At 72.5% G+C, this 15,803-nt stretch carries 17 protein-coding genes; 10 read left to right on the top strand and 7 right to left on the bottom strand.

Annotated elements, in window-relative coordinates; genetic code table 11:
- Nucleotides 1-127: 127 nt before the first annotated feature.
- The 3 genes from GA0074692_RS25555 (at nucleotide 128) to GA0074692_RS25545 (ending at nucleotide 2,878) form a co-directional block, all read left to right on the top strand.
- Nucleotides 128-925 carry a hypothetical protein gene (locus GA0074692_RS25555; RefSeq protein WP_091648395.1) on the top strand — a complete coding sequence of 266 codons (798 nt, stop codon included), beginning with the start codon at nucleotides 128-130 and terminating at the stop codon, nucleotides 923-925.
- Between the two features lie 292 nt (nucleotides 926-1,217).
- Nucleotides 1,218-2,039: an HAD family hydrolase gene (locus GA0074692_RS25550; RefSeq protein WP_091648392.1), complete on the top strand. Its 822-nt coding sequence runs from the start codon at nucleotides 1,218-1,220 to the stop codon at nucleotides 2,037-2,039.
- Nucleotides 2,039-2,878, top strand: coding sequence for an HAD family hydrolase (locus GA0074692_RS25545; protein WP_091648389.1), 840 nt, complete (start codon nucleotides 2,039-2,041; stop codon nucleotides 2,876-2,878). The genes GA0074692_RS25550 and GA0074692_RS25545 overlap by 1 nt, the downstream gene beginning before the upstream one ends.
- A gap of 57 nt (nucleotides 2,879-2,935) precedes the next feature.
- Here the strand turns inward: GA0074692_RS25545 and GA0074692_RS25540 are convergent, their stop codons facing one another.
- Nucleotides 2,936-3,532 (bottom strand): bacterial proteasome activator family protein, encoded by a 597-nt coding sequence (locus tag GA0074692_RS25540; RefSeq protein WP_091648387.1) that lies wholly within the window; start codon nucleotides 3,530-3,532, stop codon nucleotides 2,936-2,938.
- 104 nt (nucleotides 3,533-3,636) lie between these two features.
- On the bottom strand, nucleotides 3,637-4,605 hold the full coding sequence (locus GA0074692_RS25535) for a GNAT family N-acetyltransferase (protein ID WP_245730451.1): 969 nt from the start codon (nucleotides 4,603-4,605) through the stop codon (nucleotides 3,637-3,639).
- Nucleotides 4,606-4,754: 149 nt separating this feature from the next.
- Between GA0074692_RS25535 and GA0074692_RS25530 the strand changes: the two genes are divergently transcribed.
- The gene (locus tag GA0074692_RS25530) at nucleotides 4,755-5,552 is read left to right on the top strand and encodes an alpha/beta hydrolase family protein (protein ID WP_091648385.1); all 798 of its coding nucleotides are present in this window, start codon (nucleotides 4,755-4,757) and stop codon (nucleotides 5,550-5,552) included.
- Nucleotides 5,553-5,642: 90 nt separating this feature from the next.
- Entirely contained in the window at nucleotides 5,643-6,827 is a 1,185-nt protein-coding gene (locus GA0074692_RS25525; protein ID WP_091648382.1) for an ABC transporter substrate-binding protein, read from the top strand.
- A 96-nt stretch (nucleotides 6,828-6,923) separates the two neighbouring features.
- Here GA0074692_RS25525 and ddaH read toward each other — a convergent pair whose 3' ends face one another.
- Entirely contained in the window at nucleotides 6,924-7,757 is an 834-nt protein-coding gene (gene ddaH / locus GA0074692_RS25520; protein WP_342672854.1) for a dimethylargininase, read from the bottom strand.
- A 59-nt stretch (nucleotides 7,758-7,816) separates the two neighbouring features.
- Here ddaH and GA0074692_RS25515 point away from each other — a divergent pair, with 59 nt between their 5' ends.
- The gene (locus tag GA0074692_RS25515; protein ID WP_091648378.1) at nucleotides 7,817-8,275 is read left to right on the top strand and encodes an Lrp/AsnC family transcriptional regulator; all 459 of its coding nucleotides are present in this window, start codon (nucleotides 7,817-7,819) and stop codon (nucleotides 8,273-8,275) included.
- Nucleotides 8,276-8,332: 57 nt separating this feature from the next.
- Nucleotides 8,333-10,204: a beta-propeller domain-containing protein gene (locus GA0074692_RS25510; RefSeq protein ID WP_091648376.1), complete on the top strand. Its 1,872-nt coding sequence runs from the start codon at nucleotides 8,333-8,335 to the stop codon at nucleotides 10,202-10,204.
- Nucleotides 10,205-10,268: 64 nt separating this feature from the next.
- Here the strand turns inward: GA0074692_RS25510 and GA0074692_RS25505 are convergent, their stop codons facing one another.
- The 3 genes from GA0074692_RS25505 to mobA are packed head-to-tail and all read right to left on the bottom strand — an operon-like array spanning nucleotide 10,269 to nucleotide 12,286.
- Nucleotides 10,269-11,372 carry a T3SS (YopN, CesT) and YbjN peptide-binding chaperone 1 gene (locus tag GA0074692_RS25505; RefSeq protein ID WP_091648374.1) on the bottom strand — a complete coding sequence of 368 codons (1,104 nt, stop codon included), beginning with the start codon at nucleotides 11,370-11,372 and terminating at the stop codon, nucleotides 10,269-10,271.
- A 49-nt stretch (nucleotides 11,373-11,421) separates the two neighbouring features.
- Nucleotides 11,422-11,685 (bottom strand): DUF6457 domain-containing protein, encoded by a 264-nt coding sequence (locus GA0074692_RS25500; protein ID WP_091648373.1) that lies wholly within the window; start codon nucleotides 11,683-11,685, stop codon nucleotides 11,422-11,424.
- Nucleotides 11,600-12,286, bottom strand: a complete 687-nt coding sequence (gene mobA, locus GA0074692_RS25495; protein ID WP_091648370.1) for a molybdenum cofactor guanylyltransferase — start codon at nucleotides 12,284-12,286, stop codon at nucleotides 11,600-11,602. The genes GA0074692_RS25500 and mobA overlap by 86 nt, the downstream gene beginning before the upstream one ends.
- 179 nt (nucleotides 12,287-12,465) lie before the next feature.
- Here mobA and fdhD point away from each other — a divergent pair, with 179 nt between their 5' ends.
- The 3 genes from fdhD (at nucleotide 12,466) to GA0074692_RS25480 (ending at nucleotide 15,205) form a co-directional block, all read left to right on the top strand.
- Complete coding sequence (gene fdhD / locus GA0074692_RS25490) at nucleotides 12,466-13,311, top strand: formate dehydrogenase accessory sulfurtransferase FdhD (protein WP_091648367.1); 846 nt, start codon at nucleotides 12,466-12,468, stop codon at nucleotides 13,309-13,311.
- 3 nt (nucleotides 13,312-13,314) lie between these two features.
- Nucleotides 13,315-13,950 (top strand): tyrosine-protein phosphatase, encoded by a 636-nt coding sequence (locus tag GA0074692_RS25485; RefSeq protein WP_342672853.1) that lies wholly within the window; start codon nucleotides 13,315-13,317, stop codon nucleotides 13,948-13,950.
- A gap of 64 nt (nucleotides 13,951-14,014) precedes the next feature.
- Nucleotides 14,015-15,205, top strand: a complete 1,191-nt coding sequence (locus GA0074692_RS25480; protein ID WP_218106709.1) for a serine hydrolase domain-containing protein — start codon at nucleotides 14,015-14,017, stop codon at nucleotides 15,203-15,205.
- A 24-nt stretch (nucleotides 15,206-15,229) separates the two neighbouring features.
- Here the strand turns inward: GA0074692_RS25480 and GA0074692_RS25475 are convergent, their stop codons facing one another.
- Nucleotides 15,230-15,778 (bottom strand): GNAT family N-acetyltransferase, encoded by a 549-nt coding sequence (locus GA0074692_RS25475; RefSeq protein WP_091648361.1) that lies wholly within the window; start codon nucleotides 15,776-15,778, stop codon nucleotides 15,230-15,232.
- Between the last annotated feature and the right edge of the window lie 25 nt (nucleotides 15,779-15,803).

Raw genomic sequence — 15,803 nt, 5'->3', positions numbered from 1 at the left:
ACCCGGCGTCGCCCGGAGACCGGTTCCCGTGCCCACGCTCCCGGCCCTTCCCGACAGGCTGTGTCATGATTCGGCACAGACCCGGTAACGCCGCAGCTCAGACCCCGCGACCGTGGAAGGGTGACCGATGTCCCAGGATCTCCCCATTCCCCGCCAGGGCAACCGATCCGACGGCGCGGCCGTCCTGGAGTGGGGCTCGACCACCCCCGAGCCGGACCGCCTTCCCCGTACGTTGGCCGGGCTCGGCCGGGACCCCCGGCTCCCGGTCGTCCTGGTCGGGCTGGGCGGGGTCGCCGCACTCGCCTCGTTGCTGGGCGAGTGGTTGGTGATGACGGTGCCGGGGAACGGGCCGGAGGGCAGCAGCAACCTCCGCGTCCCCGGCGGCGTCGCCGAGGTGGGCGGATTCGGCGTCGGTTACCTCGTCGGGCTGCTCGCCCTGTCCGGCGCGACGGCGCTCGCGCTCGGCGGCACCCGGGAGGTCCGGCGCAACGCGCGGGTGCTCGGTTCGGGCCTCGCGGTGGCGCTGCTCGCGCTCCTCGTCGCCGCCACCGTCTCGCTCGACGACTCCACCCGACGTTCCCTCTTCTACAGCGCCGACAGCGGCTTCCAGGTCGAGTACGGACGAGGGCTGGTGATGGCCTTCGTGGGCGTGACGCTCCTCGGGGCGGCGCTGCGACTGAGCGGATCGACCGACCGCCGCCCCGAGCCCGGGGACGACACGACGGCTTGGAACGACGACGACCCGGGTTCCCCGCCCGCCGACGGACCGGAGCCAGCGGGCTCGACGGCGGCATCCGCCGACCGGCCGTGGTGGCCGCGGCGGCGGAGCCGGCCGGTGGAGGAGGACGAGCCATCCGCGCCGGAGGGGCTGACCGTGGAACCGGCCAGCCCGTTCGCCCGTCCGGAGCCACCCGGCGAGCGCTGACCACGGCGGTCGGATCGCCGACGTCGCCGGCCGCCAGCCCCGACCGGCGAACGCGTGAACCAGGATCGCTGGTCACCCACCGCCCGTTCCGGAGGCCCGTCGCCGGCCACCTTTCGGCCGTCGACCGGCACCCGGTCGGTGTCCGAACGGACACCGGAGGTTGGCGGGTGATTCGCCGTGAAGCCATGGTCACCGCCGGTCGGGCGAGGTACGGTTGCTGCCCGCCGTCCCGCCCGACGAGGCTCCGACGACCCGATCGGCTGGCGCGACGGCGGCGGGCGAAGGAGGAACGATGACCCGTCCGGGACTGCCGAAGATGATCGCCACCGACCTCGACGGGACGCTCGTCCGCAGTGACGACACGGTGTCCGCGTACACCCATGGGGTGCTCGACCGGGTCCGGGCCGCCGGTATCCCGGTGATCGGCGCGACCGGTCGGGGGCCGAGACTGGTCGAGCTGACCCGCAACGACATCCGGGCCGCCGACTACCTGGTCATGGCCGGGGGCGGCCGGGTGGTGGACCAGACCGACCCGGCCGGACCGGTGGTGCTCCGTGACGAGCGGCTCTCCGCGAAGGTGCTGGCCAAGGTCATCGCCGACCTGGAGGCGGCGGTCGGCCCGCTGACCGTGATGGTCGAGGCTCTGGACGACCCGGACGCGCCGCTCTGGGGCGACTACCACCCGAGCTGGCCCTACCAGGACCGATTCGAGGCGCGGGTCCGCGCCGAGTGCCTCAACCATGACGTGATCAAGGCGTTCGCCCATGCCCAGGACCACCACGTGGACGACCTGCTGGCGGTGGCGCGCAGCATCGTGCCGGCCGAGGTGGCCGAACTCACCCAGGCCGGGCTCGGCTTCATCGAGATCTGCCCGCCCGGGGTGGACAAGTCCACCGGCCTCACCGTGGTCGCCGAGGCGCTCGGCGTGGACCCGGCCGACGTGCTGGTCTTCGGGGACATGCCCAACGACCTGCCGATGTTCGAGTGGGCCGGCTGGGCGCGGGTGGCCGTCGCCAACGCCCACCCGGCGGTCCGGGCCGCCGCCGACGAGGTGACCCTGCGCAACGACGACGACGGGGTGGCGGTGTACCTGGACCGGCTACTCTCCGGCTGATGGATCCCACCCCTCCGCCCGCCACCGTCCGTCCCATCCCCCGGCTCGTCGCCAGCGACATCGACGGCACCCTGCTCCGCGCGGATCGGACGCTGAGTCCGTACACCGCGCGGGTGCTGACGCGGATCAGCGCGCAGGGCACGCCGGTCGTGCTGGTCACCGGCCGTCCGATCCGCTGGTTGCAGGTGGTGTACGACCAGCTTCCCGCGCCGCTGCCGGCGGTCTGCGCGAACGGGGCGGTGGTCTACGACCCGGCCGCCGACGAGGTGCTGCGCGCCGACCCGCTCGCCCCGGAACTGCTCGCCGAGGTGGCCCGGCGGCTGCGGGCGGCGGTGCCCGGGGTGAGCCTCGCGGTGGAGGTGGTGGACAGCCGCCAGATGCGGCACGAGGCGCACTTCCCACTGCACTGGGACGCCGACCCGACGGTGATCCGGGTGATCGAGACGCCGGAGGAACTGCTCGCCGTACCGGCGGTGAAACTGCTGGTCCGGGCCGGTGTGCAGGATCCGGACCGGTTCACGTCGGTGGTGACGGAGGCGCTGGCCGGGCTGGCCGAGGCCACCCACTCGTCGAACTCCGGGCTGGTGGAGATCTCCGCGTCGGGGGTGACCAAGGCGGCCGGCCTGGCCTGGTACTGCTCCCGGCTGGGGCTGTCCGCCCGGGACGTGCTGGCCTTCGGCGACATGCCGAACGACGTACCGATGCTGACCTGGGCCGGACGGGCGGTGGCGGTGGGCAACGCGCACCACGCCGTCCTGACGATCGCCGACGAGGTGACCGCGACGAACGACGAGGACGGTGTGGCGGCGTACCTGGACCGGGTCTTCCCCGACTCCTGAGGCCGGGGGCCGATGATCGGCGGTCCCCCGGCCGTCGCCCCCGGTCCGGTCCGGGGATCAGAGGTACTGGCCGGTGCCGTGTCCCTCGTTGCCTGACGGCTGGATCATCCCCGGCATGCCGGGGATGACGGCGCCCGGACCGCTGGGCAGCGCCTGCCGGCCGCCGGACCGCATCTGCTCGAGTTGTACCCGGGCGGCCATCTGCTGGGCGACCAACGCCGCCTGGATGCCGTGGAAGAGACCCTCCAGCCAGCCGACGAGCTGGGCGTGCGCGATCCGCAACTCGCCCTCGCTGGGGGCCTTGTCCTCGGTGAAGGGCAGCGAGATCCGCTCCAGCTCCTCGCGGAGTTCCGGAGCGAGGCCCTCCTTCAGCTCGACGATCGACCGCTCGTGGATCTCCCGCATCCGGTGCCGGCTGGCATCGTCCAGCGGGGCGGACTTGACCTCCTCCAGGAGCTGCTTGATCATGCTCCCGATCCGCATCACCTTGGCCGGCTGCTCGACCAGGCGGGCCGGGTCCTCGCTCTGCGCCTCGTCGGTCTGCACCGTGCCCACCGGGCGGCCGTCCGGGCCGATCACCACCACCGTGCCGGAGTGTCCGATGCCCTCCTGGCCCGGCTCGTCGTTCTGTGCAGCGGAACGTCCTTCGGTCATGGCACCATCTTGACCCAGGCCGGGCGGTCACCGCTCACCGGGACGCCGTACCGGGTGGAAGTGACGGCGCGTGGGAGCGCTCGCCGGACCCGCGCGGCCCCGGCTCAGTAGCCGACGAGGCGGTGCAGCCGGAGGAACGTCTCGGTGAAGCCGAGCGCCGGCCAGGCCCGCGAGGAGAGCAGGTTCGTCACCCGCCAGTCGGTGACCACGCTGTCGAATCCGCTGTCGGCCGCCCACTCGATCACCGCTTCGCCGAGGGCCCGGCCGGCACCGAGACCACGGGCCGGCGGGAAGACCGCGGCGAACCCCAGGAACCCGGCGTTCTCCGGGCGGGCCAGGCCGGCGTGTGAACTCGACAGTTCCAGCGCGCACCCCGTTGCCGAGCCGACCACCTCGCCGTCGTGTTCGACCACGAACGTGGCGTAGGCGGGGTCGTCGATGTCGTTCGCCCACTCGGCGAGGTTCTCCTCGACCGTGGTGACCTGGCCGGCGGAGAACACCGGGGACCGGCCCTGGTGCACCGGCAGCTCGACGTCGAGCCGGGCGAGCATCGGGATGTCCGCCCGGGTGGCCCGGCGTACCGTCAGCCGGGGGGCCGGGGGTGCCACCGGGCCGGTTGCCGGCCGGATGGCGTGCGCATGCTGCTGCCCGAAGCCCAGGCGGTACCAGGCGCGCGCCAGTTCGGTGTCGTGCGCCGGCACGAGCACGTAGTGCGCCGAGCGGCCCTCGTCGACCCAGCGGGCAGCGGCGACCCCGTACAGGTCGCGCATCACCTCGGCGTCGGTGACCGCCTGCCCGGCCGCCTCGACCCAGACGTTCGGTCCCCACACCGGGGACGGCTTCGGGGCGCCGAGCAGGAAGCCGACCGGCACGCCAGCGCGGAACGCGACCGCACCGGACGCGTCGGCCGTCCCGAAGGCGGCGGTCAGCTCCGCGACCGCGGCGTCGGGCTCCTCGAACCGGGGGGACAGCAACGGCTGGGCGGTGCGGTGGCGACGGTGCCGGGCGGCCAGCAGCGCGCCGCAGTCGGCCAGGTCAGCGGTCTCGAGCGGCCTTACCTCCACGCGGGACATGGCCGGCACGGTACACACGACCAGCCCGGCTCGGCACCCGCTTTCCGGCGGGTGGGGCCGGGCGGGGGCCGGGGCCGGGCGGGGGCGGGCCGGGGTGGGGGCTGGGCCGGGGGCTGGGCGGGCCGGGACGAGGGCAGTAGCGTCGCGGGATGTCCGCCGATCCCCGTGAGGTGCTGACCCGGCCCGCCCCCGACCCGGACGCCACGGTCGCCTACGGCGACCTGCCCGACCAGGTGGCCGACCTGCGCCACCCGAAGGGGTCTGGGCCACCCCGGCCGCTGGTCTTGGTGGTGCACGGCGGCTTCTGGCGGGCGGAGTACGACCGTACGCACACCGGTCCGCTGGCGGTGGGCCTGGCCGGACTCGGGTACCCGGTGGCGCAGGTGGAGTACCGGCGTACCGGACAGCCGGGCGGCGGCTGGCCGGGAACACTGGCCGATGTCCGGGACGCGGTGGCCACCCTGCCCGCCCTGGCTGCCCGGGCGCTGCCCGACCGGGTGGCCCCCGGACCGCCGTTGCTGGTGGGGCACTCCGCCGGTGGACAGCTCGCGCTGTACGTGGCCGCCACCGCCCCGGAGACGGTGGCCGGGGTGCTGGCGCTGGCCCCGGTGGCGGACCTGGTCGAGGCGTACCGGCGGGATCTGGACGGCGGCGCGGTGGCCGCGCTCCTCGGCGGCGGCCCGGCGGAGGTGCCCGACCGGTACGCGCAGGCCGACCCGTCGGTCGCGTTGCCGCTGCGCACACGGACCGTAGTCATACACGGCGTACGGGACGAGCAGGTACCGATCATGATGAGTCGATCATTCGTGGCCAAAGCTCGGACATTGGGGGCGTCCGTCGCCCTTGTCGAACTACCCGACTGTGAACACTTCGGGCTTATCGATCCGACCTCGTCGGCGTGGTCCGCAGTGGCCGCTGCGCTGCGATCATTACAACAAGATCAATGACCATTGACGCAGCGTCGAGGAAAGAGTAGAACGCCGAGGGTACTGCGACTGGTCAGGCACCACCCTCCCGGAAGGAACTTGGTGTAGCAGATGAACCGCAGGCGGGTGCTCCAACTGTTGGCCGCGACGGTCGGGACGGGGCTGACCGCCGCGTGTGGCACCGATGCGGACGACGAGACACCGGCGAGCGGCAGCCCCATCAAGATCGGGTTGATCGCGCCCCAGACCGGCGGCTACAAGCCGATCGGCGACGAGCTCCGCAACGGCTTCCAGCTCTTCCTCGACCTCAACGACCAGCACCTCGGCAACCGGCCGGTGACCCTGCTCACCGCCGATGAGGGGGAGAACGCGACCACCGGCAAGGCGGCCGTCGACAACCTGCTCCAGCAGGGCGTGCTCGCGCTGACCGGGGTGGTCAACTCCTCGGTCATGGTCGGCATCCGGGACACCGTCGAACAGGCCCGGGTGCCACTGGTCGGCTCGGACGCATCCCCCGCCGCTCTACAGAGCGTCGTCTACATCTGGCGGACGTCGTACGTGCTCGACGAGCCGGGTCGGGCCCTGGGTCGGTACCTCAAGCAGCAGATGCCGGCGAAGAGCCGGGTGGCGATCGTCGCCCCGGAGAACGTCGGCAGCCTCGACGTGGTCAAGGGCTTCACCCAGGAGTTCGGGGCGTCCGACCCACGGCTGGTCGGGGAGCCGATCTGGACCCGGTTCTCCACCGACCCGGACGGTGACTTCTTCGCCAACGACATCCGGCAGGCACTGGCCCTCGACCCGGATGCGGTCTTCTGCTTCTACGCCGGCCCGGCGGCGGTGCAGTTCATCCGGCAGTTGCGTGGCGCCGGCTACCGGGGCCCGATCTACGCCCCCGGCTTCCTCACCGAGGGCTCGGTGCTCAGCGAGATCAAGTCGGCCGAGGCGGCGAACATCATGACCTCGCTGAACTACTCGGCGGACCTGAACAACGCGGCGAACCGGCGGTTCGCGGCGGCGTACCGCAAGAAGCACAACGCCTCGCCGACCACGTACGCGATGGCCTCGTACGACGCGGCGCAGGTGCTGGACAAGGCGATCCGGCTCGCCGGACCGGACGCCAACTCGCAGCAGGTCAACCTGGCGCTCGGCAAGGTCGGTCAGATCGACAGCCCGCGCGGGCCCTGGCAGTTCAACCAGCCCCGTACGCCCCAGCAGAAGTGGTACCTGCGCCGGGTGCAGCTCGACGGCCAGGTGCTGGCGAACATGCTGGTCACCGAGCTGGCCACGCTGGGCTGAGGCGGCACCGGTCCGGCCGGGGCGGGCTGGTTCGCCGACCCCGGCCGCCGGATGCGGGGACCGGGTGGGTGGTTCGCCGGGCCGCCGGTACGGAGATCAGTGCCGCAGCTCGGCGATGCAGCACTTCACGCTGCCGCCGCCCTTCTTCAGCTCGGCCAGGTCGACCGGCACCGGGGTGTACCCGGCGGCCTTCAGCTTCTCGGCCAGCCGGGTGGCCTCGCTGTTGAGCACCACGTTCGCACCGTCGCTGACCAGGTTGAGGCCGAAGGCGAGGGCGTCGGTGTCGTCCGCGATCACCGCGTCCGGGAAGAGCTGGGCCAGAACCCGCTGGCTGGCGTGCGAGAACGCGCCGGGGAAGTAGACGACGTTGGTGTCGTCGATCGCGGCGAGCGCCACGTCCAGGTGGTAGAAGCGCGGGTCGACCAGGTGCAGCGAGATCACCGGCCGGCCGAGCGCCTCCTGCGCCTCCGCGTGGGCGGCCGGGTCGGTGCGGAAGCCGTACCCGGCGAGGACCAGCCCGCCGTGCGCCTCCGGCACGTACGCGAAGTCGCCCTCGCCCTCGTTGGTCTCGTTCGGGGCGACGAACCGCCAGCCCTGCTCCTCGTAGAAGGCCCGGTGTCCGGCGGCCTCGGCGGCCCGCTGCTCGTGCTTGAAGCGCGCGCCGTAGACGATGCCGTCGACCACGAACGCGCCGTTGGCGGCGTAGACCATGTCCGGCAGGCCCGCCTGGGGGGTCAGCAGGTGCACGGTGTGGCCGAGCCCGACCAGGACCTCCCGCAGGCGGTCCCACTGCTTGACGGCGAGCGCGGCGTCGACGGGCGTGGTGACGTCCATCCACGGGTTGATCGCGTACTCGACCGCGAAGTGCTCGGGCGAGCACATGAGATATGTCCGCTTTCGCGGCACTCGCTGCTGGTTCACGATGACCAAGACTAGGTACGGTTAACCGTCGTCAACAGCCACGACCATTGCTTCCGAGAGGCGGAACGTTGCAGATCGACGCTGTGGATCAGCGAATCATTGCGCTACTCGTCGCGGACGCCCGCGCGTCGTACGCGGAGATCGGAAGTCGGGTTTCGCTCTCCGCCCCGGCGGTCAAGCGGCGGGTGGACCGGTTGCGGGCCGCCGGGGTGATCAAGGGGTTCACCGCGGTCGTCGACCCGGCCGCCGTCGGCTGGACCACCGAGGCGTTCGTCGAGCTGTTCTGTGCCGGCCGGACCACCCCGGCCCAGATCGGGGTGGTCGCCCGGCGGCACCCGGAGGTGGTCGGCGCGTACACCGTCTCCGGCGAGGCGGACGCCCTGGTGCATCTGCGGGCGGCCGACATGAACCACCTCGAACAGGCCTTGGAGAAGCTCCGCGCGGAACCCTTCGTCACCTCGACCCGCAGCGCCATCGTGCTGTCCCGGCTGGTCGAGTCACCCGGGGTCGGCCCCTCCACCCGCTGAGCACAAAGCTGAGAAGAGGTTGGGAACCGGTTCGGCCCGGGCTGCGTCCGATCGGCCATGAAGCGGGGAATCGTCGCCCTCACCGGACTCGCCCTGGTGGCCGGCTGCACCGCCGCCACCCCCGAGCCGGACCGCACCGAGCGTTCCACCACCGCCATCCGACTCGTCGCCTTCGACTCCTGCGCGGACGCCCTGGCCGACCTGCGCGCCGCCGCGCGGAAGTCGGTCGGCCCCTGGGGTCTCGGCCCCGAACGGGCCGTACTCTTCGGGGACGCCGGCGGCGCCCGGGCCGGGGCCGCTTCGGCCGACGCGCCGCCACAGCACTCGGCCACCAACAACCACGAGGCCGCCGCCGACGAACCCGACCTGGTCAAGACCGACGGCAGCCGGATCGTCACGATCACCAATGGCGTACTGCGCGTCGTCGACCCCAGCCGCCGTGTCCAGACCGGCCAGCTCGAACTGCGCCGGATCGTCGAGGACGGTCACTGGTGGGCCAGCAAGCTGCTGCTGCACGGTGATCGGGCGATCGTTCTGGCCGCCGCCGCGTACGACCCACCACCTGGCATCGTCCGGCCGAGCGTCGGACTTCCATCTGACACCCGGGCGATCCTGATCGACCTGGCCGGCACCCCCCGGGTACTCGGCTCGTACCGGATCGACGGGCAACTGGTCGACGCGCGCAAGATCGGCGACACCGCCCGGGTGGTGATCCGGTCCCGCCCTCGGATCTCCTTCCCCCCACTTGCCGAAGACGCCACCGACGCCGAGCGGATCGCGGCGGAACAGGCGGCGATCGACCGGGCTCCGGTGGAGGACTGGCTGCCCCGGTACGAGTGGACCGACGGCGGTGGGCAACGACGGACCGGGCAGCTCCCCTGCAACCGGCTGTCCCGGCCGACCGGGCACACCGGCAGCGGGCTGCTGAACCTGCTCAGCTTCGACCTCGGCACCGGAAAGCTGGGCGACGGCGACCCGGTGGGCGTCGTGGCGGAGGGAGAAACCGTCTACGGCACCGGTGGCAGCCTCTACGTCGCCGACCACCGGGGCGGACGGGAGGTCGGCCTCCGGAGGGCCGGGCCCCGCCCGACCGGCGAGACGGTCGTCCACCGGTTCGACCTCACCTCGCCCGGCCAGCCCCGCTACGCCGCCTCCGGCTCCGTCCCCGGTCACCTGCTCAACCAGTACGCGCTTTCCGAGTGGGAGGGGCACCTGCGGGTCGCCACCACCTCCGACCCGGACGGCCGTGCCGGTCGAGGAGAGAGCAGCTCGGCGGTGTACGTGCTGCGTACCGACGGGGACGAGCTACGCCGGGTCGGCGAGGTCACCGGGCTCGGCCGGGGTGAGCGGATCTACGCGGTGCGCTTCCTCGGCGGCACCGGTCACGTGGTCACCTTCCGGGAGACCGACCCGCTCTACACGCTCGACCTGCGCGACCCCACCGCGCCGAAGGTGACCGGCGAGCTGAAGATCACCGGCTACTCGGGGCACCTGCAACCGGTGGGTGAGGGTCGGCTGCTCGGGGTCGGGCAGGAGGCCGACACGCGGGGCGTCCGTCAGGGACTGCTGGTCTCGCTCTTCGACGTCGCCGCCCCGGCCAAGCCGACCCGGATCGCCCAGTACCACCGGGCCGGGTCGCACTCACCGGCCGAGCACGATCCGCACGCCCTGCTGTTCTGGCCGGCGAACGGACTGGTGGTGCTGCCGGTGTCCGGCCCCGGAAGCGGCGGTCAGGGGGCCCTGGTGCTGCGGATCGACGGGTCGAGGCTCACCCAACTCGGATGGATCACCCACCCCGGCGTTGGGCAGCGGGGCGGGATCCTCCGTTCCCTGGTCGTCGGCGAGACCCTCTGGACCCTCTCCGACGCCGGTCTTCAGGCCACCGACCTGGTCGGGCTCGCCAGGCGGGAATGGATCCCCGCCACCTGATCCTTCCTCCCCTCAAGCGGGTGGGGCCCGGCTCTCGGGGTTTGCCGGGCCCCACCCGCCCTCCTTACAGATACATCCCGGTGCGGTGCTCGCCCTCGCGCTGGCTGGGCTTGTCGCCCTCCCCGAAGAACCGCTTGCCGCCGAACTCGCCGTGCAGCCGGTCGTCCAACTCGTCCGCCAGCCCCGTCATCACCTGCACGGCCAGCATCAGGTGGGTGGCCTGGAAGTTCCGGCCGAAGACCGGGATGGACGCCCACACCGTGTCGTCGGCGCAGTAGAGCCGCCCGATCGGCATCCGGTTGGTCAGTTCGGAGAGCTTGACATAGAGGCGCTCGGTCGGCTCCACCTCGGTGAGCACCGGGGAGAAGACGTCGACCAGCGGCGGATTGTCCCGAACCCGGACGAACACCATCGCCGAGCCGGCCCGGATGTTGATGTCGCCGTCCGAGTCGACCTGGATCTGGTCCGAGTCCGACCGGAGCATGCTGGAGACGACCGTACGGACCTGCTCGGCCAGGGCCATGGTGTCGTTCGCCTCGGCCTTGTTGGCGACCGCGGCGGCTAGTGCCTCGTCGAGGTCGGCCTCGACGTCGCGGTCCTGGCCGAACTCGCTCCGGGCGGTGCCGAGCGGCCCGGTCGACAGCGGCTCTCCCTCGGCGTCGTGCACCAGGTAGACCAGGAACGCCGGGTGCGGCGCACCGTAGACGTCGCGGAGCGTACGGGAGACGATCGCCGCCAGCCTGGGCGCCTCGTCGCCGGAGCCGACCAGGCCGAAGTGCTCGCCGGAGCCCTCCACCACCCCGGGCGGCGACCAGCCGAGCGCGATCATGTCGGCCACCGCCGCGCGGTCCAGCCGGTAGCCCTCCGGCAGGGTGGCGTTGCCGACCGCGCGGGCCACGAGTCGTCGCTCGTCGCCGACGTCCACGCCGATCGAGTACACCGCGTCGCCGGTGCCGGAGGCGGTGGGGTCGAGGGTCACCGCCAGGTGCGCGCCCACCGGCAGGTCACCGAGCCGCGCGGCGAGGGCCCGAGCGAACTCCCGCCAGGCCTCGGTGACCTTGGCCCGCAGGTCGGCGGTGGTCGGCTCGTCGAGCAGGATTGACTCATGGTGATCCGGCTTGGCGTCGGCCGCATCCTCGGCCGGCGTCGGGGGGTGGTCTGCCGTCATGATCCTCCGTCCGTCAGGGCCACCCTACCCACGGCACCCGGCGCGGCAATCAACCCGAGGCGTTCTCGTTTTCGCCGCCCAGCTCCACCGGCCAGGACCGGGCCAGTTCGCCGAGCCGGGCCGCGGTGGCCGCCGGGTCCGCGCCCCGGGCGACCGCCAACCCCAGCAGGTACGCGCTGACCGGCGCACCCGGGCGCAGCACGTTGTGGGCGACGTCCCGGGCGAGGTCAAGCACCTCCGGTACGGGCACCCGGTTCGGGTCGAGATCCAGTTCGGCGCAGGCCGCCGTCACCCAGTCGTCCATCCGCGTCATGCGTCCACTCCTCCGCCCGGCGTACGTCGTCGTCAGTGTCGCAGTCGAACCAGGGCGGCGGGCCGTCCCCGGACCAGCGCAGCTCACCCACGACGAGCCCGGCCAGCAGCGCCCGGACCGACGCCCCGGTGAGCGTCCCGCCCCGCTCGGCGGCGAGCCGGTCGACGGCCGCCCGCAGCAAAGCCGCCCGCCAGAGACCGCAGAGGAACTGACGTCGTCCGTCGGCGTCGACGTAACAGATCCCGTCGGCGGTGGCGTCGGTGGCGAGCGTCCGGCGCAGTTCACCCACGGCCGTCGGGGTGAGCAGCGGCAGGTCACCGGCGAACAGCGCGACGGTGGCCGTTCCAGCCGGCAGGAGGGCCAGACCGGCGGCGACGGCCGCGACCGGCCCGCCCCCGGCGGGCTCCTCCCGGGTCAGCCGGACGTCGGCGGGGACGGGGGTGGTGTCCGGGCCGACCACGATCCGGGGCGACGCGTCGGCGACCGCCGCCAGCACCCGGTCCCGCATCGGCCGGCCGCCGACCGGCAGGCCCGGCTTGTCGACCCCACCCAGCCGGCGCGCCGCGCCGCCGGTCAACACGATCGCCGCATAGTCGGACACGCGACCACGGTAGCCGCGTCGCGGTGTGCGTCCGCCGAGTTGGCCCTGTCGCGGTGCTCGTCCGCCATGTTGGCCCCGTCGCGGTACGCGTCCCGCCCGTCGCGGTGCTCGTCCTGCCTGTCGCGGTGCTCGGCCTGCCTGCCGGGGTCGTGGTTCGCGGGTCGGGGCAGGATGGACGCATGGGACGGGCGACTGACCGACGCAGCGTGCTCCGTATCGACCTCGGACCGGACGGACGGGTCGTCCGCCGGCCGGACAACCTGGCCGCCGAGGAACCGTTGGAGATCCGCGTCGGGCCGGCCGGGCCGGGCCGGCGTCGCCCGCTCGCGGTGACCATGCGGACGCCCGGAGACGATCTCGACCTGGCGCTGGGCTTCCTGCTGACCGAGGGACTGATCCGGTCGACCGACGACGTGCAGACCGCCCAGCTCTGTGCCGGGGCGGAAACCCCCAACACGTACAACGTGGTCGATGTGGTGCTGGCCCCCGGCGTACCCGAGCCGGTCACCGACCCGGCCCGCAACTTCTACACCACCAGTTCCTGCGGCGTGTGCGGCAAGGCGAGCATCGACTCGGTACGGACCCGCTCGGCGTTCCGGGTCGCCGACGACCCGCTGACCGTGCCGGCCGAGGTGCTCGCCGCGCTCCCGGACACGCTACGTTCCGCCCAGCGTGGCTTCGACCGCACCGGTGGGCTGCACGCGGCCGGTCTGTTCACCCCGGCCGGGGAGCTGGTGGCAATGCGGGAGGACGTGGGCCGGCACAACGCCGTGGACAAGCTGGTCGGCTGGGCCGTACGGGAGCGGCGATTGCCCCTGACCGGGCATCTGCTGCTGGTCTCCGGACGGGCCAGCTTCGAGCTGACCCAGAAGGCGTGGATGGCCGGGCTTCCCCTGCTGGCGGCGGTCTCCGCGCCGAGCACCCTCGCCGCCGACCTGGCCGCCGAGGCGGGGATGACCCTGGTCGGCTTCCTGCGCGGCGACACCATGAACGTCTACACCGGCGACCACCGGATCAGCCGCTGACGCATGATCGGCGTACGGAGGGATGGGGCGATGCTCGACTGGCCCGGTTGTCGGAACGCTCGTGACGTCGGTGGTCTGTCCACCTCCGACGGGCACCTGATCCGGCAAGGTGCCCTGCTTCGGTCGGATAGTCACGAACGACTCACACCGGCCACCGTCGAGGTCCTCCGGAGTGGCCGGGTGAGCCGGATCGTCGATCTACGCTGGGCCTGGGAGTGCGCGGCGCAGCCGAGTCCGTTCGTCGGCGACCCGGTCTACCGGCACGTGCCGATGCTCGACGACGTTCTGGCGTACACCCCACCGCCGGACACCTACGCCCCGATGCTCGACCACAACCGGCAGCGGATCGCTGCCGCCTTCCGGGCCGTGGCCGAGGCGCCACCCGGCGGGGTCCTCGTGCACTGCAAGGCCGGACGGGACCGGACCGGTGTCCTGGTGGCGCTCCTGCTGACCGTGGCCGGGGTGGCCGCCGAGGACGTCGCCGCGGACTACGCGCTCACCGACGCCTGTACGCCGCAGCCGATGCGGCACACTCTCGCGCACCTCGATCAGCAGCACGGCGGTGCCCGGTCGTACCTGCTGGCGGCGGGCGTCGGGGAGGAGGCACTCGCAGCGGTACGCGAACGGCTGCTGGAGTGAACGCGGAACGTGCGGTCGTCGCGCCACGTGTAACTTGCGATCGGACGAGATGGGGAGGAGACAGGTGGCTGCTGGTGGCTTCTCGTCGAAACGGCTGGCTCGGGTGCGGGAGCTGATCGAACGTCGCGTCGAGTCCGGCTTCGTCCCGGGTGTGGTGGCTGTCCTCGCCCGGCACGGCGAGGTGCACATTGAGGCAACGGGCAATCTCGCGTTCGAGGGCGCAGGGTCGCAGACGCCGATGGCGGGCGACACGATCTGTCGCCTGAGCTCGATGACGAAGCCGATCGTCGCCGCGTGTGCGATGACGCTCGTCGAGGACTGCACCCTCCGCCTCGATGACCCGGTCGACGACCTCCTCCCGGAGCTGGCGGACATGACCGTGCTCGCCGATCCGCACGGGTCACTGGAAGACACCGTCCCGGCGGAACGCCCGATAACGCTACGGGATCTGCTGACCTACACCCTTGGCACCGGCATGGTCCCCGCCGAACCGGGAACGGTCCCGATCGCCGACGCGCTCAACACACTCGGACGGCCGTCGCCGGACGAGTGGATCCGCCGGCTCGGCACCCTTCCACTCGTCCACCAGCCAGGTGAGCGCTGGATGTACGACACCGCCGCCAGCGTGACCGGTGTGCTCATCGCCCGGGCCACCGGCATGTCCTTCGGGGACGCCCTGCGCGAGCGGATCTGCGGTCCGCTCGGGATGACCGACACCGCCTTCAGTGTGGGTAGCGAGAGCATCGGCCGGTTGGCGACGGCGTACGAGCGCGACAACGCCGCCACCGGCGAGCCGGTCGTCGAAGACGCCCCCGATGGACGGTGGAGTCGGCCGCCGGCGTTCGAGTCAGGTGGCGGCGGGCTCGTCTCGACCGCGTACGACTACCTTGCCTTCGCCTCGGCTCTACTCGCGGGCGGCGCCCACCGCGGCGGGCGGGTGCTCTCGCGGCCGTCGGTGACCCTGATGACCAGCGACCACCTGACCCCGGCGCAGAAGGCGGTCTCCGGGTTCTGGCCTGGGTACTTCGACAACATGGGCTGGGGCTTCGGGATGTCGGTCCGCACCCGCCGCACGCACCTCGGCCCATCGGTCGGGAGCTACGGATGGCCCGGCTTCTACGGCACCGCCTGGTACAACGATCCCGCCGAGGACATGACGACGATCGTCATCATGCAGCGCGCGCACGCGGGCGACCAGACGCTGCCGATGTGGCACGACCTCTGGACCGCCGTCTACCAGGCGATCGACGACTGATCGCAGACGCCGGAGACCGCCGGGTCAGGCGGCAGTGTCCGCGCCGGTCGGCGTGGCCGGGGACCGCACACCGAGCCACTGCTCGGCGCCGTACTCCTCGAACAGCTCCACCTCGGTGAACCCCAGCTTCGCCGCGAGCCGCATCGAGGATTCGTTTGCGGTCTGGGTGCAAAGCACCACCGGCTCATTGGGGAACGCGCCAGCGAACCAGTCGAGCGCCGCCGTGCACGCCTCGGCGGCGTACCCGTAACCCCAGGCCTCCGGCAGGAACATGTAGCCGACCTCGGCCTGCCCGGCAGCCGGACGCTCCGCGTCGCGCCGATCGAGCGTGACCATGCCGATCATCGCTCCGTCGAGATCGACCACGAAACGGCCGGGGCGCTGCCTGGGCACCTCCGGCACCTCGCGCTCGAGCACGTCACGCGGCTGAGGGCCACCGATGTAGGTGCCCACCTCTGGCGAGGCGAACAGTTCGATGACCGCCGCACGGTCCCGGGCCTCGGGCTCACGGAGCACAAGCCGCTCGGTCCTGATCGGAGCAGGTGGCCAGGCGACGGATCCGAGTTCAGCCATGGCGGGCAACCTATCGCACGCCCGC

The sequence above is a fragment of the Micromonospora pallida genome (assembly GCF_900090325.1).
GTDB lineage: Bacteria > Actinomycetota > Actinomycetes > Mycobacteriales > Micromonosporaceae > Micromonospora > Micromonospora pallida.
This window is presented reverse-complemented; position numbering and strand designations above follow the sequence as displayed.